Source organism: Anabaena sp. CCY 9910, from assembly GCF_963920875.1.
Taxonomy (GTDB): domain Bacteria; phylum Cyanobacteriota; class Cyanobacteriia; order Cyanobacteriales; family Nostocaceae; genus Trichormus; species Trichormus variabilis.
In genome coordinates this window covers 19,340-40,720 of record NZ_CAWUDJ010000009.1, presented here as the reverse complement: position 1 = coordinate 40,720, position 21,381 = coordinate 19,340, and the positions used below count along the sequence as shown (strand labels likewise).

Below are 21,381 nucleotides of genomic sequence, written 5' to 3'. Positions count from 1 at the left end.
TCAGAAACTTAATATTTAAGTAAATCTTGATTTCCCCTTTTGCCTATTAAATTTATACACTTCTGCTTCTGCTAAGTAGTCCCCACAAATAAATAGCAACCATTGCACCAAGGACTGCAATTAACAGGCCAGGAAGACTCAGACTAGTGGCTGTCAACTGTAAAGTTCCCGTTGCGAATAGGCTATATAAACTACCGCCGATAAACGCACCGATGATACCCAAAATCATTGTGGAGAGGATACCACCGCCTTGTGTACCTGGATAAATGGCTTTGGCGATCGCACCAGCTAATAAACCTAATACTACCCATGCAATAATATTCATAGTTACCTCAAAAAATTAACTCGCATCTGTATTAAGATTACTAAGTCTGCTTTATAATTGTTTCTCCCAAATGAGATAAATACAAAATCCAGAAGGTAGATATAAAATCTTTAAAGTAATGGAATACAGACATATTTATATTCCAGCTTCTTACCACTAATTATTTAATAAATAGACTTTCTCAAAAGACTTTTATTAAAAAGATAATCCACGAAGACAAAACTATAAAACAGAAATATTGGCTATCTTTCTAGAGAAAGATATTTAATTACTAGTTTGTCGGGCTACGCCCCGCTAACGCTAACACGCATACCGCAAGCGGAACCCGCAGGTAGACACATTCGCGTCTCCGAAGGGGAAGGGTAGAATCAACATTTGGTTTTGTATAAAAGTCTCAATTCATCTCGCATTTATGCAATGCCATCGAGATTAGTCTATTGCGGCCTGTTCCGCCTCTGTTCGCATAAGCGCATCCTCAGTTCTGAAGTCACCCCAACGCCGCAGCCCAAAATAAGCTAAAATTCAAGCAGATTAAGCATTTCGCCCTCAGTAATCCCCCATGCTAGAGACTCTGCAAACCCAAATTTACCAACTAGAAAAATTTGCTAACACCCTTGTCTCTTACCAACTGACACACCTGAGTTTGCTGAGTATTGGGATCATTTTTGCCGCAGGGTTACTCACTAGCCTCACACCCTGTATGCTTTCCATGTTGCCAATTACTATTGGCTACATCGGTGGTTATGAAGCCAAAAGTCGTTGGCAAGCAGCAGCCCAATCAACTTGGTTTGCTTTGGGATTGGCGACTACCCTAGCAGGACTAGGCGTGGTAGCTGCTTTGGTTGGCAAAGTCTACGGTCAGATAGGTATTGGTTTACCGATTATTGTCAGTATCATTGCTATCTTGATGGGGCTAAACTTACTAGAAGCTTTACCTCTGCAACTTCCATCCTTTGGTGATACTAATTGGATTCCCCAAGACTTGCCTTCAGGGGTGCGTTCCTACGGTATTGGCTTAACTTTCGGCTTGGTCGCCTCCCCCTGTAGTACTCCTGTGTTAGCCAGTCTACTAGGTTGGGTTGCCAACACACAAGATTTAATTTTAGGCGCTGTTTTGTTGATTTCTTATACAGCAGGCTATGTAACTCCCTTGATTTTGGCGGGTACTTTCACAGCATCAATTAAAAAGTTGCTGGAATTGCGTCGCTGGTCTGGTTGGATAAATCCAGTTAGCGGTGCATTATTGGTAGGATTTGGCGTATTTTCTCTAATTTCTCGGATTCCTCTAGGCAGTTTTTAAGCAATGACTACAGACAATTCAGCCCCCACCGCATCCCCTTGGTGGTCGCTACCAGGAAAATTTTTGCGACGAGAGTTTTTACCTGTACTGACAGATTTACGTTTAGCGATCGCTCTGTTATTAATCATTGCTCTCTTCAGTATCTCTGGTACTGTGATTGAGCAAGGGCAATCACCAGCATTTTATCAGGCTAACTACCCAGAACACCCCGCATTATTCGGTTTCCTCACTTGGAAGGTGATCCAAGTGGTGGGGTTAGATCATGTTTATCGGACTTGGTGGTTTCTCTCCTTATTAGTTTTATTCGGGACTAGTCTCACCGCTTGTACTTTTACCCGTCAGTTACCAGCCTTAAAAACTGCCCAACGCTGGAAATATTACGAAGAACCACGCCAATTTCAAAAACTCGCTTTAAGTGCAGAACTAGACGCTGGTTGTGTCAATTCCTTAAGCCAAATATTACAAAATCGCCGTTATAAAATTTTTCAAGAAAAAGACGATATTCTCTACGCCCGTAAAGGAATAGTCGGGCGTATCGGCCCTATCATCGTCCATATAGGTATCGTTACCATCCTCTTAGGGTCAATTTGGGGCGCAATGACGGGATTTATTGCCCAAGAAATGGTTCCTAGTGGCGAAACCTTCCAGGTGAAAAATATTATCGATGCAGGGCCATTAGCAGCCGGACAATTTCCCCAAGACTGGTCTGTACGTGTTAATCGTTTTTGGATTGACTACACCCCGAAAGGTGGCATTGACCAATTTTACTCAGATATGTCTGTCTTGGATAATCAGGGAAAGGAAGTTGACCACAAAAAGATTTTTGTCAACCAACCTCTGCGTTATCATGGCGTAACTTTTTACCAAACTGATTGGGGCATTTCCGGTGTGCGTGTCCGCCTCAACAAAAGCCCCATCTTTCAGTTACCAATGGCACTTTTGAATACCAACGGACAAGGGCGGATTTGGGGAACATGGATTCCCACCAAACCAGATTTAAGTGAGGGTGTTTCCCTGTTGGCGAAAGACTTGCAAGGTATGGTGTTAATTTATGATGCCCAGGGTAAGTTGGTGGATACTGTACGTGCGGGAATGTCTACTCAAGTAAATGGTGTCACACTCAAAGTTTTAGATGTAGTTGGTAGTACTGGCTTACAAATTAAAGCTGATCCCGGTATTCCCATCGTTTACACTGGCTTTGGTATCCTGATGCTGGGTGTGGTGATGAGTTACTTTTCGCACTCACAAATCTGGGCATTACAAAAAGGCGATCGCTTATATGTTGGTGGTAAAACCAATCGCGCCCAGGTGGCTTTTGAACAAGAGGTTCTGGAAATTTTAGAACGCTTGAGTTCACAATCTGCGACAGCAAGTAATTAGCAGTCCTAAATACGATGGGGAAGGAGGTAATTATTATTCTTTCCCCATTTCTTCCATCTCTGATACAACCTGCATAAATTATACTCAGCTTAGGCGACACCATAATCTGTATACTGACGTTTATAAGGAGCTTGCAAACCCAGGACAATATCTTCCCGTGGTACTCCCATCATCACTAATTCCTCTGCTGGATTGCGATCAGTTAAATTCTGTTGTAGCCATATTTTTCCATCTTTAATATCAAAATGAATCACGCATCGATAAATACGATTCAATCCTTGCCAACCTACATTCATCCATTGATAATGATTACGTTCTGTGTCTAAAATTAGTTGAACCTCAACATCTTGGTCTGAGACATCATCACTGGCGTAGTTAGTCAACAATTTTTTAACTAATTCTTGATATTTTACTAATTTATCCATTGTACAATAGCCTCCTTTTCCGGATCATAAATAATTAACAACACCTGATACTGTTTAATTGCTGTTTTCGTAAATTCAAGTTGAAAAAATATTTTGTAAGTATCTAACGGAACTGCTAAATATAATACTCGCTCTGGTTCATATCCTGCTAATGCTAGACGGTAACTCAGGAATTGTCCTAAAGCAGAGTAAAAATCTGTAATAGGAGAAGGGTTTAAAAAGCTTTTGATTTCAATTGCTATTTTTTTATTTCCTTTTTCTGCGGCAATTATCTTCTCCGCTCCTAAATCAATTTGGAAATTGACTTCTCCGAATTTAAATTTTAACGGATCGCTTGTAATAATCCATTCTTCTTTTTGTAAGGCTTTTTTAACTGATTCATGAAAAATATCTTTTGCAGACACAAGTAAAAATAAATATCTTTTTTATAAATTTTAACGCACTGGATGTGATTCTCTGACAGCTAGACTTTCACTATTAGTTTTTATCGTCAATAGACCTTTCAAAGTGGTATGGATATTTTAGTCTAGAAAATACTGTATCCATGTGGTAATAAGTAATTCTTTTAACTAATGTAATACTGGGATACATAGAGAAGATCAAAAATTTTGTTGCCAGAATTGATGCTTTTATTAGCCACCTTGAAAGTGCTGAGTCGCCATTTCCTCCTGTTGTGTGCAGTTCATGATGCGTATTTACTTTATTACGTGAGATTAAGGGAAATATAAAAAAATATTAATAGCCATATAGTTATACAATCATTAATAGTTAAATGATTTTGGGGCTAAAAATAGTCTGGATCTATCTGGGCAGTGGTAATTGCCAGACAGATGAATGCACAGCCTCTCTAAACCTAGAATAACAATCCTCACAACTCTGGCAGCCAACCAAAGTTGATGAATTTGACTGCCTAAAAATCTGGCGTTTGAATAACAAGGAAGCAAAAATGAGTAGCAATCTAGCTGTTAAACTGCGCGCTGGCACTCAACAAGCTCACACAGCAGCAGAAAACGTGGGGTTCATGAAATGTTTTTTGAAAGGCGTTGTCGATAGAGAAAGCTTCGCCAAATTTTTAAGCAACTTGTATTTTGTCTACAGTGAACTAGAAACTGCGATTCAAAGCCATGCCAACAATCCAGCGATCGCCCCGATTTACTTCCCCGAACTAAATCGCCTAGCCTCTTTAGAAAAAGACATGGTATTTTACTATGGTAGTGAATGGCGTAGCCTCATCGCTCCCTCAGCTAGCGCTCAAGCTTATATCAAGCATATTCGAGAGCTTTCTGCCACCGCACCCGCTTTATTAATTGGTCATAGCTACACCCGCTATATGGGCGACCTTTCCGGCGGTCAGATGTTGCAAAAAATTGCTCAGTCAACCTTAAAGCTGTCTGGCTACGAAGGTACATCCTTCTATAACTTTGAGCAAATCCCTGACAAAAAAGCCTTCAAAGACCAGTATCGTCAGGCATTAGACTCAGTACCAGTTGACGATGCCACAGCCGATAGAATTGTTGCAGAAGCCAATCGGGCCTTCCAGTTCAATATGCAAATGGCTACAGACCTAGAAGGTAATTTAATTAAAGCTCTCGGTCAAGTAGTATTTAATAGCTTGACTAGCACCCGTAACCCAGGCAGCACTGAAGCAGCAGTATCTTGAATCAGCCAAGAAATGGGGGAGAAAGTGAGAGAAAAATTTCCCCCAACCCCTAATCCCTTCATTTAGTTCAATTAACACATCATGGTCTAGCGTTGATATCTAAACTAAGAAGCAGCTAGAGCATAAAGCTTTTATTAGCAATTTGCTGTGCGTCGAAAAACAAATTGCTTGTCCCCTATACCCATATAACCGACCACTAGTCAGTTATGACGGAAATCAAAATATCATTAGGCAAAATTCCCATGACTCAGTCGATAGGTGTTATTGAATTTTGTAGCCCTTGGGCTTTCCGTAGGGTATTTTGACTTCCACGTAGCGGCATGGTGTGGTTGCAGTACCTTGGAGGTTTTGATGGTTTTTGTCTTACCTGGTGTCAAGTTTGATCTAGACATGATCAAAAAATATGACACTCCTGCACCTAGATATACCAGTTATCCACCCGCTACACAGTTAACTGAAGAATTTAGCGCCACCGATTATCAAAGTGCGATCGCCGCCTCAAATCACAGAAAATCGCCCATATCGTTGTATTTCCACATTCCCTTTTGTCAAAGTTCCTGTTACTTTTGCGGCTGTAATACGGTTATTTCCAACAACAAAAATATTGCTAAACCATACTTAGAGCATCTGGTAAAAGAAATCAAGCATACAAGTAACTTGATTGATCCAGACAGAAAAGTATTACAAGTTCACTGGGGTGGTGGGACACCGAATTACTTAGATTGTGATCAAGTAGAATTTTTGTGGAAACATATTCATCGCCACTTCAATATTGATCCACAGGCAGAAATATCCATTGAGATTAATCCCCGCTACGTTGATCAAAACTACATCTCCTTTTTGCGTGAGATTGGTTTTAACCGAATTAGTTTTGGCATTCAGGATTTTAATAGCCAAGTACAAACAGCTGTCAACCGCATCCAACCGGAAGAATTGCTAGTTAATGTTATGAGTTGGATTAAAGCCGCTAAGTTTGATAGTGTAAATGTAGACCTAATTTATGGTTTACCCCATCAAACCTTGCAAACATTTCGGGAGACGGTGAAAAAAACCGTGGCATTAGACCCCGATCGCATTGTAGTTTTTAATTTTGCCTACGTTCCTTGGTTGAAGCCAGCCCAGAAAAATATTCCCCTGGAGGCGTTACCCCAACCGCAAGAAAAGCTGGAAATTTTAAAAATGACTATTGAGGAACTGACTAATAGCCAGTACCTATTTATTGGGATGGATCATTTTGCCAAGCATAACGATGAGTTAGCGATCGCCCAACGTAACCACACCCTCCAGCGCAACTTCCAGGGCTACACCACCCACGCTGGTACAGAACTTTTCGGCTTTGGTGCGACATCTATTAGTATGCTGCATGACGCTTATGTGCAGAATCACAAGCAGTTAAAAGAATATTATCAAGCTGTTGCTAGTGATGCTTTACCTGTGAGCAAGGGTATCAAACTCACAACCGATGATATTCTCAGACGGGATGTGATTATGTGTATCATGTCTAACTTTTATCTGCATAAGCAAGAGATTGAGGACAAATATCACATCAATTTTGATGAGTATTTCTCTCAAGAAATTGCAGCTTTAAAACCATTAGCGGCTGATGGATTAGTTAGTCTCTCTAGCAAACACATTCAAGTAACAGAAATCGGTAGATTACTAGTAAGGAATATCGCTGTTGTCTTTGATATTTATCACCACAATCAAGACAAACAATTCTCTAGGACTATTTAATTCACAGGGGCGTGGGGCTGAGGTATGGGAGAAAAATTTACCTAGTCTCCAATCCTCAGTTTTTTATAGTCCCCTGATTGGCGCTAGTTTCTGGCTTGATGAACTTCAGGGTCATGCGATCGCAACTGATTAATTTACTGAGTCAGATCCAAAGGCTTCCTTTAGTTCGCTCCAAGTGAATTGTTATACGGCTATTCACCTCCACAGCCTCCACCTCCACAGCCTCCGCAACCTCCCCCTCCGCAATCACTGCCGCCATCATTGCCATCAGACTCACTAGAACTATGACCACTAGAATCGCCCCATCCCCATCCACTACCCCAACCCCCGCAGCCAGCAGATCCACAACCACTGCCGCCCCAACCTCCTCTGATACGAGGGGGTGAAGGATTTTTCATCAAATCTACTATCCCTACAAGAAATCGTATAACGCCAAATGCTGCCGTAACACAAATAACGGCGAGTATAGCCCCTGTAAATGGATCGATATTGTTTTTAAAGTTGCCTATATAACAACCGCTTAATATCAAAGTGAAAAGAATAGCGGTACTTGTTGTTGCTGCTTTTTGAACTTGCAGCTTTGGCAATACCCAATTTTGTTGAGTGTTGACTCGCACAAAATATAAATCGCGTCCAAAACGATCCTTTGGTGTAGACCAAATCTCTAATGGAGGTTTTACTTCAAAAAATCGTTCGTAGCTCTCCAAAGTCTTGCTATACCAATCATCAAATTTTTGATTTTCAGCCTCTCCGCCAAGAGTTGGATCATGATACAACGGTGTTTGCAAAACCTGTGAGCAGAACTCTTCCCAATACGATCGCGTATAAGTCAAATGCAGATGCCAAACTTGGTCTACTTGGTCTGAAGGGGTAACTGGATGCCCTGCTGCTACAGCCAAAAAAGCGAACTTCTTGTACTCCTCAATGGTTTGCCGAGCGTACTGCAATGACCAGCCATTATCTCTTGCCAGTCGTTTGCTAAATGATAACGGAGCATCTGGTTTGTCTAACGAAAATGCTTGAATTCGCTCATATAACTCTATTTGCTCAGTATTCATTGCTTGAACACCCATGCTAGCTAACCCTTCAGAGTTCACCATCTTTTTTACTGAATTTGGATAAACTTTACTCAGAATTTAACATCGCCTTTAACATTCGTCGAACGCTCGTTGAGAAGCGATTCATCAAGGTTAAGGGTAACTTGCATAAATATGGATATTGGATTCAAGCAGGGATGATTATTCTTTTTGCATTTTAACCAAAATAAATGATGCTGTGAGAAAAAAGTGCTGTGAAAATTATTAGTTTACTTGGTCTTTCACCTGATATTTATAGCAATCTTGTGGATAATTCCTCTTAGTCGAATTCTATTCCGCGAACGGTGAGATTTTTGGTAAAATAATAGATAAATTACCAAAATTTTGGCTTATGTCTGACTCCATGAACTTCCTACCCACTTTGAGTCAGACAATCTGCCACGATTGTGCTTTTCACACCAAAGTAGAAGGAGCGATCGCCTGTGTTCACCCAGAAGAGTTAGGGGTAAACTGTGCTGTTGTCATTTTCTGCAATTCCTTCCAGCCATCCCAAGAAATTGATAGTCCTTGCGTGACTTTCGGTAGCGATGACGCGGAATAGCCTAGTTAGTAGCGGAGGGTAGGGTGCAGCCAGAGGAAGTATTGACAACTGACAACTGACTAATGACTAATGACTAATGACGAGATGATAGTTAACTATTGAACTTACCTTGAGCAAAATCCAGTTTAAACTGCTCCAAACAGCCTTCTAATCGGGATAACATTTCTTCAATCTGAGCATCGCTGCTTAGGTGAGGTTTGGCTATTTTGACTAAACTAGACAGTTCCTTTGCGGTTTTTTGCTGTCTTAGCCAGTCCTGCAACTTTCTGGCTGGAGTCAGGAGATTATCTAACTTATTAGTAGTTTTGTTCTTAGCCCATCCACCTGTGGAAGAACGGGGTTGATAAAAGTGACTCAGGGAGTAAGATTGATACTCAAGTTTCATAGAAGCACACCAATCTTGCCACTTCAGGGGCAGAATCGAAGGATGGGTGCTAACCGGAATCCACGGTACTCGTAGGGTATCTGCAACAATCGCTCCGTGCATGGCTTCACACACTAGAACTTCTGTTTGACGAATGCGTGTCAAAATATCTTCAATTTCCCAAGCTGGACTGATATAACCAAAACCCAATTGATCACAAACTCTCTGCCAACCATCTCCTGCAAAATTATAGTGAGGCATATAGGAGAATTTATATTTTTTGGGAATGGAACTGTGATCTATTAATTTACGTAGCAACAGTGCGCCATCTGTAACCGCTAAATCCCTACTCAACCCCAGTTTTTCTGCTGAGATTGGCCCCCGTACACAGTAGATATGGTAAGATTCATCAATTACAGGGGTAGCTTTTTCATAACCTGCGCCTGTGCTAAAAATAACCCGTAATTTTGCCTGAGGGGTACGGCGTGGGAGTGCGTCGTTAATCAGAGTTCCAATTCCCACAAAGGCACAATTGGGATCATCATCTAAGATTCCAGGAATTAGCTTCTCCCACAACCAAGGATTCAGCGCATCTCCAAAATTTTGCCTACCTTCTGGATACTTGCAATAGTAAAGTTTCATAGTTAACTAAATATAACTTTCATGAGCATAGGGACTAGAAATTATATCGTGTCCGGTTGAACACCTATCATACCCGTGACCTTGGTAATTAGTAACCAGTAATAAGCTGTTACGCATTTAAATTGTATATTTCGTACTCAGGTTGTTAAAAGTATAAAGTCCACAGTCTAAGCTAGCCTTTGACTCTGGACTCTTGACTATGGACAGCCCTGACGCAAGAATATTTGATTTAGGTGCGTATCCGCTAGTTACCCATGACAATTTAAACCAACCATATTGTAAGTAATTGACCGGACTTGAATAGTATTTTTTTCACATATCAGTAAAGATTTATAAACCTGGCAAGATAGCCAAATTTGCGAAATATATCAATGAAAAACCCGTTTCTAACCTTTAAGTAGCTGTCTAGCAAAGGCGATCGCAGCTTCTGTTGTTGTCACTTTACCTTCAATTCTGGCGATCGCAATTTCTGTTAGGAGTTCTCCTACTAGTGGCGAGGGGGGAATATCGAGTGCTATCATTAGATTTTTACCACTTACTAGCTGAGTGGGATGAGCGACCAGATCATCAGGGTTAAGGTAGCGGGTGATCAATGGAGAATAAACGGATAGCCGATTGTCGCCAGACATCGCCTCTACCAGAGTATCTTGTACTAAAGCTAAAACAGCGATCGCTGCAAATACCATACCTGCTTCTTGGAACACAAAGTACTGTTCTCGCTGGGTATTAGCTGTTTTTAGCTGGGGAAATAGTTTCAGAGCCGTAGTGACAGCGCGAATCTCGGCGCGACTGTAGGTGAGTTTTTGCAGCTCGATTTCGGCAACACTTGGATCAGGGTGGACTAGACAAGCGAGTTTGGCAATACCTAGCCAAGTAGTCTTTACTGTTTCCCGGACGTATCCTTGCAGTTCCACACCTAGTTGCGGCCAATGCTTTGCCAGTAAATCAGCAACTTCATCAACTACCGCTAGTTTATGAAAGCTTTTAGCTGTGGTATTTGGGAAGAACTGCTTGAGTAAACCATCATTTTCAGCAATTGCCATCCAAGTATGACCTTGAGGACTAGCAAGTAAATAGCCCATTTCTACTCGCACTCGTTCGGCGGCGACTTGACACAGATGTGATGCTAAATCACGAATAGCAGCTTGGGTGGCTGGTTCAATAGTAAAGCCTAGTTGAGCAGCTTGACGGTAACCTCGTAATAGACGTAAAGGATCATCTTTAAGGTTAGCTTTGGCTATCATCCGCAACACACCCGCCTGTAAATCAGCACAACCGTTGAGGGGGTCGATGATTTCTTGGGTGTGGGGATTGTAGGCGATCGCATTCACTGTAAAATCCCTTCTATGGAGGTCAGTCTCTAAACTATCCCCTTCCTGTTGGGCAAAGTCGGCTGTAGCCTGGGGAAATACCACCCGCGCAATTCGCCGCACCGGATCGAGTAAAACAAAACCAGCTTGATAACGATGAGCGATCGTTCTAGCTACTTTCACAGCGTCCGATGGTATCACAAAATCTAAATCCAGATATTCTCGACTTCTACCCAACATCGCATCCCGCACCGCACCACCAACCATGTAAGCAGGTTGTGGCAAACATTCCAGGCTAAAAGGCCAATTTTCAGGCGCTAGGGTAGAAGGAACAAATCCAGACATTGTAATAAAACTCTAACCAGTAACTGGTGCTGAATGCTTTAGCTTAAGTTAGATTAACAATAAAGGACTTGGAGTTGGTTCTATTATGTGTATTTGCGTAAACTGCCACTATGTAGACCGTTGTGTAACTTATAATGCCGTAGAAGCACAACACCAACAACCCCATTTAACTGAAACACCAGATTTCGACCCCAATGAACCCTCCATCAACGTTAATATTCGCACCAAAGATGATGTGATTGAAATGGAATGGGATGTTGTTGGTTGTCTCAGCTTTAAGCGAGAAATGGGCAAGTGGTCGAAGTTGCGTCCGGGTGAATTAGTCCCGACTTGATTAATTTGTCATTCGTAATACAAATATGCGGAAGCCTTCGTAGGCATTGCCCACCAAAATCATGATAAGTTGGGCATTGCCCACCCTACAGAGACTCAGATTTGTTCAATAATCAAATCGGATTTCTATAGTAGTTCTATATCAATTTACTTTGACTACGCCAATAGCAGACCGCAAATCAACAAAATACGGTTTATCCCTCCACACTACTACCCCAGAATTGGGGCTAGCAATTAGTAATTTTGCTGGCGAAACTCGCTCTCAGGTTTGGAATTTAGGGCGGGATTTATCTAGTTATATACATCAATATTTAGTAGAATTTATCGCACCCCAAACTTGGGCAAACTTGGCTTTTATTGCAGTTGCCAAAGGGCCTGGAGGTTATACAGGAACTCGTATTGGTGTTGTCCTGGCGCGCACTTTAGGGCAACAGTTAAATATTCCTGTGTTTGCAATTTCTACCTTAGCCGCAGTAGCTTGGGCAGAAGTCGGTAAAAATCAACAAACAAAAGCTCTTGCTGTGGAAATGGCGGCTCAAAGAGGTCAGATTTTCGGGGCGATTTATCAGCCTTCTCCTCATGGTACTGAATTAACAACTTTATTACCTGATACAGTATTTACACCAGAAGCATGGCAGGAGACGTTAGCTAACTGGCAAAGTGATTACCAGTTAGTAGAAGCCAAAGTCGATTTAGCGGCAACGGTGACAAGTATTTTAGAGCTTGCTAATTTAGAATGGCAACAAGGTAAGCGCCCTAACTGGTCGGAGGCTTTACCGTATTATGGACAACATCCTGTAGATGTATAAAGCAGGCAGGGAGCAGGGAGGTTATAAAAGTAATGACTGTTAAGTGTTGACTGTTGACGAATCATTAATTTTGAATTTTGAATTTTGAATTTTGAATTGATTCATGACCATAATCTTAACTAACGATGACGGTATTGATGCGCCGGGAATTAAAGCCTTAGCTCAAGCCGTCAGTGGCAAAAACTTTATTGTTGCTGCACCAAGAGACCATCAATCAGGTTGTGGTCATCAAGTTACTACTACTCGCCCAATTAATCTCCAGAGACGTTCTGATAGTGAATATGCGATCGCTGGTACTCCTGCCGATTGTGTCAGAATTGCAATTACACAAATTTCACAGGATGTCAAGTTTGTTTTGTCAGGTATCAACGCTGGTGGTAACTTGGGGGTTGATGCTTACATTTCTGGCACTGTTGCGGCTGTGCGAGAAGCTGCTATGCACGGTATTGCCGGAGTTGCTATTTCCCATTATCGTAAAGCCAAGCAAAATTTTGACTGGGAACTAGCTGCTAAATGGACGGCAGAAGTTTTAGAGGAATTACTGCACCGCCCTTTAGAACCGGGATACTTTTGGAATGTCAATTTACCCCATTTACAGCCAGGGGAAACCCAACCAGAGTTGGTGTTTTGTCAGCCTTGCACTAAGCCTCTACCAGCCAACTATCGCATTGATGGCGACGATTTTTATTATGTGGGTGAATATGGCAAGCGTGAACGCACACCAGGAAGTGATGTGGATGTTTGTTTTACAGGTAACATTGCCATTACACAATTAAGAGTGTGAACTCAATCCCAATACCTTTGTGACAGGTATAAAGATAAAACTTACAAATCATCGTCACAATCTGGTTGTATCCCCGTCATATCCGACTGCTAAGTTAAAAATACACAGCCGACACCTTCACTACGGAGGCTTTGTAGATAGTTGGTATGTTTACTTTTGTTCTGGCTACATTTTTGGTGAGTTTACTCACTGCATCTGGTTGGGCGGCGATCGCCTACCTGTTTCCTCAGAATCATTCCCAAGATTAATGATCATCCATAACTCTTTTACCCAAGCGTCAGTACATGACGCTTGCTTTTTTTTGATTTTAAGTCCAAATGAGCGTTAAATTGCATTTAACTTGCATTTTTTCTGGTGTAGGTGGTAGATTTCGTGAAGTTCAAGGCTAGTACTTTAGGGTTAGTATTTTTACCCAGCGCTCATTTCAGATTTTAACCGAATCCATTTCGTGAATAGGTATTTATATTTGCTGTTAATTTTTGATTTTTTTGCTATTAAATCCGTTGTGTAATTAATTCGACCAAGTTATTTTGGAGGAATAATTAAATTTGTTTTCCAGAGGCTTGATTATGAATCAAATACAATTAACTCTGTTGATTAGTTACTTACTCATGACTTGCTATTTCTTTAGCAATTGGGTAAGATTTTCTCTTCGCCATCCTACTTCTTCCCCAGAAGATAAGTTTTTAACTCTTGTTATGTGTTTAATTACAACTGTTTTCTGGCCTTTAATTGTACCAGTGTCATTAATGGAAATCATTAAGCACAGAAAAATAGAGGTTAGCACTATCATTCCTGTTTTGTTAGTGATATTCGCTGTAACTATTTCTTACCTTATATCAGAGTTATCTGCCTAATCCAAGAATTTATCTGTAATTTGCAACGCTATTAAATTTAAATTTCTTAACACAGCTAGAAATATGAGCGTTATTCTATGTATAAAATTTTGACTCAGTGATTAAAAATAAAACTAGAGGCGCTGAATGTGACAATTTTGTCACAATTTAGGGAAATTTAGGCAAAGTTTTTCAAAGTTCCCCCTGGTTATAAATTAAACCTGAGATAATAAGGAGCTAGAGCCAGGATTGGCTATTTAATTCGTGGTGCTGGATGTGTCATTTATTTTTGAGCTAGTTTAATGCCATCCTTGTGGGTGGATATTCTTCACAATTAATGACATCTCCTACCTGTACATAAGCTTATGCCAGATGCAACTCCCAAAAATCCAGTTGTTATGCTCCACGGTTACTCTGATACGGGGAACTCTTTTCAAGCGTGGATAAAAAAGTTTGAAGAAAACAATTATGATGTCAAAATTATTCATATTTGTAAATATGTATCCCTATCTAATGAGATTAACATTGAGGATATTGCTGAAGGATTAGATCAAGCTTTAGCGGAGAAATTAGGTAATAACAGAACCTTCGATGCGATCGTTCACTCAACTGGAATGTTGGTGATTCGTGCTTGGTTGGCGAAATACTCTAGCCAAGGTTATTATCGACTCCAGCACTTGATTGGATTAGCACCAGCCACTTTTGGTTCTCCTATCGCCCACAAAGGCCGCAGTTTTTTAGGTGCGCTGTTTAAAGGAAACAGAGAGTGGGGGCCAGACTTTCTAGAAGCAGGAACTCGCATATTAGATGCGTTGGAATTAGGAAGTAAGTTTAGTTGGGATTTGGCGCATAAAGATTTACTAGGCGAAACCACATTTTACGGTTCAGGTAGTGATACACCTTTTGTATTTACCTTCTGTGGAACACAACAGTTTTTTCAATCACCATTACTAAATAACTTTGTCGGAAGAATCACAAATAGAGTTGGTGTACCGCTTGATGGTACAGATGGTGTTGTCAGGTGGGCTGGATGTGAACTGAGAACACGTAAAATAACTATAGATTTTACTAAACAGCAACCTGAAGATAAATTATCTATTTCACCCTGGAAAAATAGTGGTATTGCTCATGCAGTCAGAGTTAAGGATCATAACCACGGCAAAATTATGGGTGATCCTAGTTTAGACTTGGTAGAGTCGGTATTTCAGGCATTAAAATTTACATCTGAACAAGATATTAATCTTTGGCATCAGACAGCCTTAAAGAGGCTATCACCAAATGATTCTGAGAATGCAGAATGGCAACAGTTTATTATTCGGGCGATAGATGATAATGATGAGCCAATTCCTGATTACTATATTGAATTGGCAACATCACAAAACAATCAGTGGAAACGAATTGAAGATTTTGGTGTAGATGTTCACGTCTATGCACAAGATAAAAGCCTACGCTGTTTTCATGTAGACATCACTAAGACTAAAAATTTGCAAGATTTGCAGATACGTATTGTTGCGTCATCAAATTCCGAGTATGTGCGTTATGCTGGGTATGCTTCTAGTGCAGAAAATTCTGATTCTATTACCGATTTAGAGCTAGATATTTCTCATATTTTGCAGCAAAAAGATATCAGATTTTTCTATCCATTCACCACAACTCTAGTGGAAATAAGACTTAAGCGGCAAACAAGAAAACAATTATTGCAGTTTATGGCTTTCACTAAATCAAAATTTTGATTTTCTGGGTATTGGGGACTGGGTACTGGGGGAAAAGTCTTGTTGTGTCTAGGTCATATCATTTATTGATGTCCTAAAACTACTGGCAACAGCTATATCTTCAGACGATTCCACCATTCACGCGGATGTTTTGCCCAGTAATCCAGCGTGCCTCGTCACTGGCGAGAAATGCCACCACATCGGCAATTTCTTGGACATCGCCCAATCTACCAAAGGCTGCCATTTGGGATAGATGGTTAATTTGTTCTTCGGTTTTCCCTTCTCGAAACAGTTCCGTATCAGTGGGGCCCGGAGAAACCACATTAACTGCAATGCCTTTGCTCCCCAATTCCTTAGCCAATACTCGCGTTATCTGTTCTACTGCGCCTTTTGTGGCGACATAAGCGCTATAAGTAGGTAGCATCATTGCTGTGGTAGACGAAGAGAAATTAATAATTCTGCCACCTCCGGTCATGTGGTGTGCAGCTTGTTGGCAAGCAAAATAGGTACCTTTGACGTTGATGGCATAAATTTTATCAAATTCTGCTTCACTAACTGCAACGATTGGTTTATACATGGCTATTCCGGCATTGTTTACCAAAATATCCACTTTGCCAAATTGGGCAATTGTTTGTTCAAAAAGCTGCTGGATGTCAGCTACCCGACTGATATCTGCTTGTATGGGAATAGCTTTGACTCCTAGCTTTTCAATCTCTGTCACAACTTCCTGGGCTTTGTCTAGTCTCCCGGCATAATTAACAACTACAGATATTCCTTTATCTGCTAATTTTAGGGCGATCGCTCGTCCAATTCCCCGCGATGCACCTGTGACAATCGCCACTTTGCCTGGCTTCGCTTCCATAGATTTCTCCTAGAATTGATATGAGTGCTGTTAGTGGTGGGTGTAGTCGTTGATGAGTAAGGATACCTCTGTTCCCATTCCCCTATGGCTTATCTATGACTAGTCGAGGGAATTTTGTCATCATGGGTAGAATCTAGTGGTATGTGTGGGGGTTTTGGTCTAAAGCGATCGCGGATTTTACTAATTACGATGTAGAGAATGGGGACAACAAATAGACTCAACACAGTTGAGACAATCATTCCCCCTGCCACGGCTGTACCGAGGGATTTTCTACTCGCTGCACCTGCTCCTATAGGATTAATCAATGGCCAGACACCAAGAATAAAGGATAGGGAAGTCATGAGAATAGGTCGCAACCTTTCTTGCGATGCTTGCACTGTGGCTTTAATAATTGGCAAGCCCCGTTCGCGCAATTGATTGGCAAATTCCACAATCAAAATGGCGTTTTTACTAGCCAAGCCAATCAACATGACTAAACCTACTTGGCAAAAGACATCATTACTCAGACCCCGCAGCCACTGAGCGGATAAGGCTCCTAAAATAGCTAGGGGAACTGACAGCATAATAATTAATGGGTCAACGTAGTTCTCATATTGAGCTGCCAACACGAGAAAAACAAAGACTAACCCTAATCCAAAAATTACAGGTGCTTGACCTCCTGATTCTTGTTCTTCCGCAGTTATCCCCGACCATTCGTAACCCATACTGGCGGGTAAAACTTCTTTTGCTAATTTCTCCATCGCCGTAGTTGCTTGACCAGAGCTGTAACCAGGCGCAGCCGCACCGTTGATGGTAATTGAGCGGAATAGGTTGTAGTGGTTGATTGTTTGCGCTCCAGTCGCCGGAGTAATTGTCACTAGGTTACTCAGGGAAATCATTTGATCGTTGGCAGAGCGGACATATAACTTACCGATATCCTCAGGGTTAGAGCGAAATGGCGCATCTGCTTGCACGTAAACCCGGTAAGTTCTTTGTTGGAAATTAAAATCGTTGACGTACCTAGAACCCAAGTAAGATTGCAGGGTGTTGAACACGTCATCTACATTAACTTGTAAGGCTTTGGCTTTGTTGCGATCGATGTCTATTAACATCTGGGGTGTGTTAGCACTAAAAGTACTAAATACACCTTGCAAACCAGGAGTCTGATTTCCCTTCATCATGATCTGACCCATGACTTGCAGCAGATTATCTAAGCCACTGTTACCTGCTCTATCTTGCAGTTCAAATTGAAAACCGCCGAAGTTGCCTAAACCATTAATGGGTGGAGGACTAACGGGGAAAATTCTGGCTTCGGTGATGTTGGCGAAGACTCCTGCCAACTTGCCAATAATTTCTGGTGCGGATTGTCCTGGTTGTTGGCGCTCATCCCAAGGCTGGAGGGTAGTAAAAATTACCCCACTGTTGGCACTGTTACCACTAAAACTAAAGCCACCAATGGCAAAGGTTCCTGTAACTTCTGGTAATTTGAGGATTTCTTTTTCCACCTGAGCCATGACATTGCTGGTGTAGTTGAGGGAAACTCCTTCTGGCCCTTGGATGATGGTGATGAAATAGCCTTGGTCTTCGTCAGGGATAAATGCTGTGGGTACGCTGAGATAAACCCAGCCTGTTAAGGCGATGGAAGCGAGGAATAATAAGACAACGATCGCCCTAACCTTCACCAGAATATTGAGCGATCGCTCATATCCCCGGCGCATCCAATCTAAAAACCTATTAATCTGGTCGAAAATCTTGCCTAACCAACCACGGGGGCGCTGTCCCCGACGTAATAATAAGGCTGAAAGGGAAGGTGTGAGTGTCAGAGCCAAAAAGGTGGAAATGGCCATCGAAAAGGCGATGGTCAGGGCAAATTGTTTATAAATCTGTCCTGTAGTACCTGGGAAAAAGGCAACAGGAACAAATACCGCCATCAACACTAAGGAAGTGGCAATTACAGCCCCAAATAGTTCCCGCATGGACTCGGATGCAGCCTGACGGGGCGACATTCCCTCTTCCTCAATTAACCGGGAGATGTTTTCCACCACAATAATCGCATCGTCTACCACCAACCCCGTAGCCAATGTCAAACCAAACAAAGTTAAGGTGTTAATGGAAAATCCAAAGACTTTGATAAAGGCAAAAGTCCCAATTAAAGTTAAGGGAATGGTAATTACCGGAATCAGGGTTGTACGCCAGTCTTGCAAGAAGAGAAAAATCACCAAGACAACCAGAATCAGGGCTTCTATCAGTGTCTTGACCACTTCCGCGAGGGATTCTTCCACAAACAGGGTTGTATCAAACGCCACTTGATATTTCAACCCTGGGGGAAAGCTTTGTGCTAACCGAGCCATTTCGGCTTTTACTGCCTTGGATACTTCCAAAGCATTACTACCAGGGGTAGGAAATATTCCTATACCTACACCCTCATTACCTCGGAATCGCAGAAACGAACTATAATTTTCTGCCCCTAATTCTGCCCGACCCACATCTTTGAGCTTGATGAGTGTACCATCGGTTCCAGTCTTAATCACCATGTCAGCAAATTCCGTTGCTTCGGAAAGTCTGCCGCGAGCCTGTAAGTCTATTTGATACATCTGGTCTGGCAATGACGGCTGCTGACCGATTTGCCCTACCCCTACCTGTATGTTTTGTTCGTTGATGGCATCAATTACATCTTGAGCAGTCAGCTTGCGACTGGTTAGACGATTCGGGTCAAGCCACAATCGCATAGCATAGCGCCGTTCACCAAAAATCCGCGCCTCGCCCACACCATCAAGCCTTTTCAGGGCATCTACTATATATTGGTCGGCGTAGTTACTTAAAAATACGGTGTCATATTCCTGTTGTTCGCTATACAGCCCCATCGCTAACAGGATATTGTTAGACTGTTTGCTGACTGTGACTCCAGTACGTTGTACAGCCTCTGGTAACTGGGGCTGGGCAATAGATACGCGGTTTTGGACATCAACGGCGGCAATATCTTTGTCCCGTGATGGGTCAAAGGTAACGGTAATGGTGCTAGTACCATCGTTACTACTGCTAGATGTCATGTACTTCATACCTTGAACGCCGTTGATTTGGCGCTCCAAGATACTTGTCACCGTATTTTCCACGACTTCCGCGCTAGCCCCAGTGTAGTTAGCATTAACAACAATTTGTGTAGGGCTAATTTCTGGATAGCGATCAGTAGGTAGGGTGGGTATACTGATTGCGCCTACCAGCAAAATGATAATGGCGCAGACACTTGTAAATACAGGTCGCCTGATAAAGAAGTCAACAAACATTGGGGATTGGGGATTAGGGATTGGGGATTGGGGATTGGGGATTGGGGATTAGGGATTGGGGATCGGGGATCGGGGTTTAGGGATTAGGAGATTGGGGTTTATTCTCCCAGTACCCAGTACCTAGTACCCAGTCCCCAGTCCCCAACCCCCAACCCTAAGATTCAGGAACAATAGGAACACCATCACGGAGATTCAGCAGTCCTGAGGTGACAATTGTGTCTGTTGGCTGCAATCCCTTGATGATTTGGTAATTATTACCTCTGATATCACCCAACTGCACCCTTTTTTGCCGTGCAACTAGTTGGGAGGTTCCTTGGGGTGTTTTTTCCGTTTGGGTTACATAGACAAAAGTTTCCCCGGCGATGCGTGTGACTGCTGTAATCGGAATTAAAACGCCTGTGCGTTGATTCCAAATCACTCTAGCTCTCACTAGCTGATCTGCCCTTAGTTGACCATTTGTGTTGTTATATAAGGCTTTCACCAGAATTGATTGGGTTTCATTACTGGCATTAGGAGCAATGAAAAATACCCTACTAGTACCCAGTGTTTGACCTTGGGTGTTCATAATCTCTACTGGCATTCCCTGACGTAATTGGGAACCTCGTTCTAGAGGTACAGAGATATTAACCTCCAAGGGCCGGTTTTGAGTAATGGTTAATAGTGGTGTGGAACTATTGACAAAATCACCAATTTTAATGGGGATATTGCCGACAGTGCCTTCAAAGGGGGCGGTAATTCGATAGAACTGGAGTTGGACTTGTTGTTCGTCAGTGTTAGCCTGGGCTTGCTGCACTGATTTTTGTGCTTGGGCGACGCTAGCTTTTTGGGCTTGAATCCTAGATTCTATCGCGTTGAGATTAGCTCGTGCTGTAGCTAGTCTGTTGGCATACTGATCCTTAGTTTGCCGAGATACAGCGCCTTGGTCAGCCAAAGAAGTATACCTGTCGTACTCTTGCTGATTCAATCGCACATCAGCAACATTAGATAATCTTTCCGCTTCTAAGGATTTGAGGGTAGCATTAGCGTTTTCTAGCTGTGCTTTGCTGGCTTGGGTTGCTGCATCGTTACTGATGACGGCTGCTTGCTGCTGTCTGGGGTCGATTTGAATTACGGCTGCACCAGAGGCGATCGCATCTCCCGATCGCACAAATATTTGGGTCACTTGACCCTGTACTCTCGGTTGGAGAGTGACGGAACGTCGAGACTCTAAGCTAGCCACAAAATCTGTGCTTTCTTCAATAGTTCCGACTTGTACTGGTGATGTTTTTACTCTTACTCCTGGAGGTTGAGCCTCAGCCGTGGCGGGTGGGCGATCGCTTGGAGTCAGTAACCGCCAAACTATAGCTGTTCCACCCCCTAATAATAGGATGGCAGCCAACAATAACCTGAGCCACCGCCGTTGTTTTGGTGGTGGCTCAGGGGGTTCCTGGGGAAGATTATCTCTAAAATCAGTTTGAGGCTCAGAGGATGACATGGTTTACAGCGAACCTAAGAACTAATTAACTAAACATTGTCACAACGATAAATATGTAGGCGATGGAATTTACTTATTTAGCATGAGTCTCCATAAATAGCTTTGTGTTAGCTCACCCAAAATATACTGTTTTTATATTTTCGCCAATCTACCTAAAGGTGAATGATAAAGTCTAGTTTACAAAT

The 21,381-nt window shown here is 42.1% G+C and carries 18 protein-coding genes; 9 read left to right on the top strand and 9 right to left on the bottom strand.

Annotated features, from left to right (window positions below; all coding sequences use genetic code 11):
* Window positions 1–52: 52 nt before the first annotated feature.
* Complete coding sequence (locus tag ACM5QX_RS09630; protein WP_190568489.1) at window positions 53–325, bottom strand: GlsB/YeaQ/YmgE family stress response membrane protein; 273 nt, start codon at window positions 323–325, stop codon at window positions 53–55.
* Between the two features lie 559 nt (window positions 326–884).
* On the opposite strand from ACM5QX_RS09630, the gene ACM5QX_RS09625 reads away from it, so the two are divergent.
* Together ACM5QX_RS09625 and ACM5QX_RS09620 are read left to right on the top strand one after the other, a co-directional pair.
* Window positions 885–1,625 carry a cytochrome c biogenesis protein CcdA gene (locus ACM5QX_RS09625; RefSeq protein WP_011320518.1) on the top strand — a complete coding sequence of 247 codons (741 nt, stop codon included), beginning with the start codon at window positions 885–887 and terminating at the stop codon, window positions 1,623–1,625.
* Between the two features lie 3 nt (window positions 1,626–1,628).
* Window positions 1,629–3,005, top strand: a complete 1,377-nt coding sequence (locus ACM5QX_RS09620) for a cytochrome c biogenesis protein (RefSeq protein WP_414753327.1) — start codon at window positions 1,629–1,631, stop codon at window positions 3,003–3,005.
* 89 nt (window positions 3,006–3,094) lie between these two features.
* Here the strand turns inward: ACM5QX_RS09620 and ACM5QX_RS09615 are convergent, their stop codons facing one another.
* A complete protein-coding gene (locus tag ACM5QX_RS09615; RefSeq protein WP_011320520.1) occupies window positions 3,095–3,430 on the bottom strand; it encodes a XisI protein in 336 nt (111 codons plus the stop codon).
* Window positions 3,418–3,834 (bottom strand): XisH family protein, encoded by a 417-nt coding sequence (locus tag ACM5QX_RS09610; protein WP_414753326.1) that lies wholly within the window; start codon window positions 3,832–3,834, stop codon window positions 3,418–3,420. Before ACM5QX_RS09610 ends, ACM5QX_RS09615 begins: the two co-directional genes overlap by 13 nt.
* A 542-nt stretch (window positions 3,835–4,376) precedes the next feature.
* Here ACM5QX_RS09610 and ACM5QX_RS09605 point away from each other — a divergent pair.
* Window positions 4,377–5,090: a heme oxygenase (biliverdin-producing) gene (locus ACM5QX_RS09605; RefSeq protein WP_414753325.1), complete on the top strand. Its 714-nt coding sequence runs from the start codon at window positions 4,377–4,379 to the stop codon at window positions 5,088–5,090.
* A 351-nt stretch (window positions 5,091–5,441) separates the two neighbouring features.
* Window positions 5,442–6,824 (top strand): oxygen-independent coproporphyrinogen III oxidase, encoded by a 1,383-nt coding sequence (gene hemN, locus ACM5QX_RS09600; protein ID WP_414753323.1) that lies wholly within the window; start codon window positions 5,442–5,444, stop codon window positions 6,822–6,824.
* Between the two features lie 191 nt (window positions 6,825–7,015).
* On the opposite strand, the gene ACM5QX_RS09595 is transcribed toward hemN, so the two are convergent.
* The gene (locus ACM5QX_RS09595) at window positions 7,016–7,924 is read right to left on the bottom strand and encodes a glycine-rich domain-containing protein (protein ID WP_414753322.1); all 909 of its coding nucleotides are present in this window, start codon (window positions 7,922–7,924) and stop codon (window positions 7,016–7,018) included.
* 328 nt (window positions 7,925–8,252) lie between these two features.
* Between ACM5QX_RS09595 and ACM5QX_RS09590 the strand changes: the two genes are divergently transcribed.
* Entirely contained in the window at window positions 8,253–8,462 is a 210-nt protein-coding gene (locus ACM5QX_RS09590) for a hypothetical protein (protein WP_414753321.1), read from the top strand.
* A 91-nt stretch (window positions 8,463–8,553) separates the two neighbouring features.
* Here ACM5QX_RS09590 and ACM5QX_RS09585 read toward each other — a convergent pair whose 3' ends face one another.
* The gene (locus ACM5QX_RS09585; RefSeq protein ID WP_414753319.1) at window positions 8,554–9,468 is read right to left on the bottom strand and encodes a polysaccharide pyruvyl transferase family protein; all 915 of its coding nucleotides are present in this window, start codon (window positions 9,466–9,468) and stop codon (window positions 8,554–8,556) included.
* 386 nt (window positions 9,469–9,854) lie between these two features.
* Complete coding sequence (locus tag ACM5QX_RS09580) at window positions 9,855–11,123, bottom strand: CCA tRNA nucleotidyltransferase (RefSeq protein ID WP_414753318.1); 1,269 nt, start codon at window positions 11,121–11,123, stop codon at window positions 9,855–9,857.
* Between the two features lie 85 nt (window positions 11,124–11,208).
* On the opposite strand from ACM5QX_RS09580, the gene ACM5QX_RS09575 reads away from it, so the two are divergent.
* The 4 genes from ACM5QX_RS09575 to ACM5QX_RS09560 all read left to right on the top strand — a co-directional run bounded on the left by ACM5QX_RS09575 (window position 11,209) and on the right by ACM5QX_RS09560 (window position 15,618).
* Entirely contained in the window at window positions 11,209–11,457 is a 249-nt protein-coding gene (locus ACM5QX_RS09575) for a Ycf34 family protein (protein ID WP_414753317.1), read from the top strand.
* A 151-nt stretch (window positions 11,458–11,608) separates the two neighbouring features.
* A complete protein-coding gene (gene tsaB, locus ACM5QX_RS09570) occupies window positions 11,609–12,265 on the top strand; it encodes a tRNA (adenosine(37)-N6)-threonylcarbamoyltransferase complex dimerization subunit type 1 TsaB (RefSeq protein ID WP_414753316.1) in 657 nt (218 codons plus the stop codon).
* A 103-nt stretch (window positions 12,266–12,368) separates the two neighbouring features.
* On the top strand, window positions 12,369–13,049 hold the full coding sequence (surE, locus tag ACM5QX_RS09565; protein ID WP_414753315.1) for a 5'/3'-nucleotidase SurE: 681 nt from the start codon (window positions 12,369–12,371) through the stop codon (window positions 13,047–13,049).
* A 1,201-nt stretch (window positions 13,050–14,250) separates the two neighbouring features.
* On the top strand, window positions 14,251–15,618 hold the full coding sequence (locus ACM5QX_RS09560) for an esterase/lipase family protein (protein WP_414753314.1): 1,368 nt from the start codon (window positions 14,251–14,253) through the stop codon (window positions 15,616–15,618).
* Between the two features lie 100 nt (window positions 15,619–15,718).
* Here ACM5QX_RS09560 and ACM5QX_RS09555 read toward each other — a convergent pair whose 3' ends face one another.
* The 3 genes from ACM5QX_RS09555 to ACM5QX_RS09545 form a co-directional block, all read right to left on the bottom strand.
* Entirely contained in the window at window positions 15,719–16,459 is a 741-nt protein-coding gene (locus ACM5QX_RS09555) for an SDR family oxidoreductase (protein ID WP_414753313.1), read from the bottom strand.
* Window positions 16,460–16,548: 89 nt separating this feature from the next.
* Window positions 16,549–19,722: an efflux RND transporter permease subunit gene (locus ACM5QX_RS09550; RefSeq protein ID WP_414753311.1), complete on the bottom strand. Its 3,174-nt coding sequence runs from the start codon at window positions 19,720–19,722 to the stop codon at window positions 16,549–16,551.
* 154 nt (window positions 19,723–19,876) lie between these two features.
* Entirely contained in the window at window positions 19,877–21,196 is a 1,320-nt protein-coding gene (locus ACM5QX_RS09545; RefSeq protein ID WP_414753310.1) for an efflux RND transporter periplasmic adaptor subunit, read from the bottom strand.
* Window positions 21,197–21,381 lie beyond the last annotated feature (185 nt).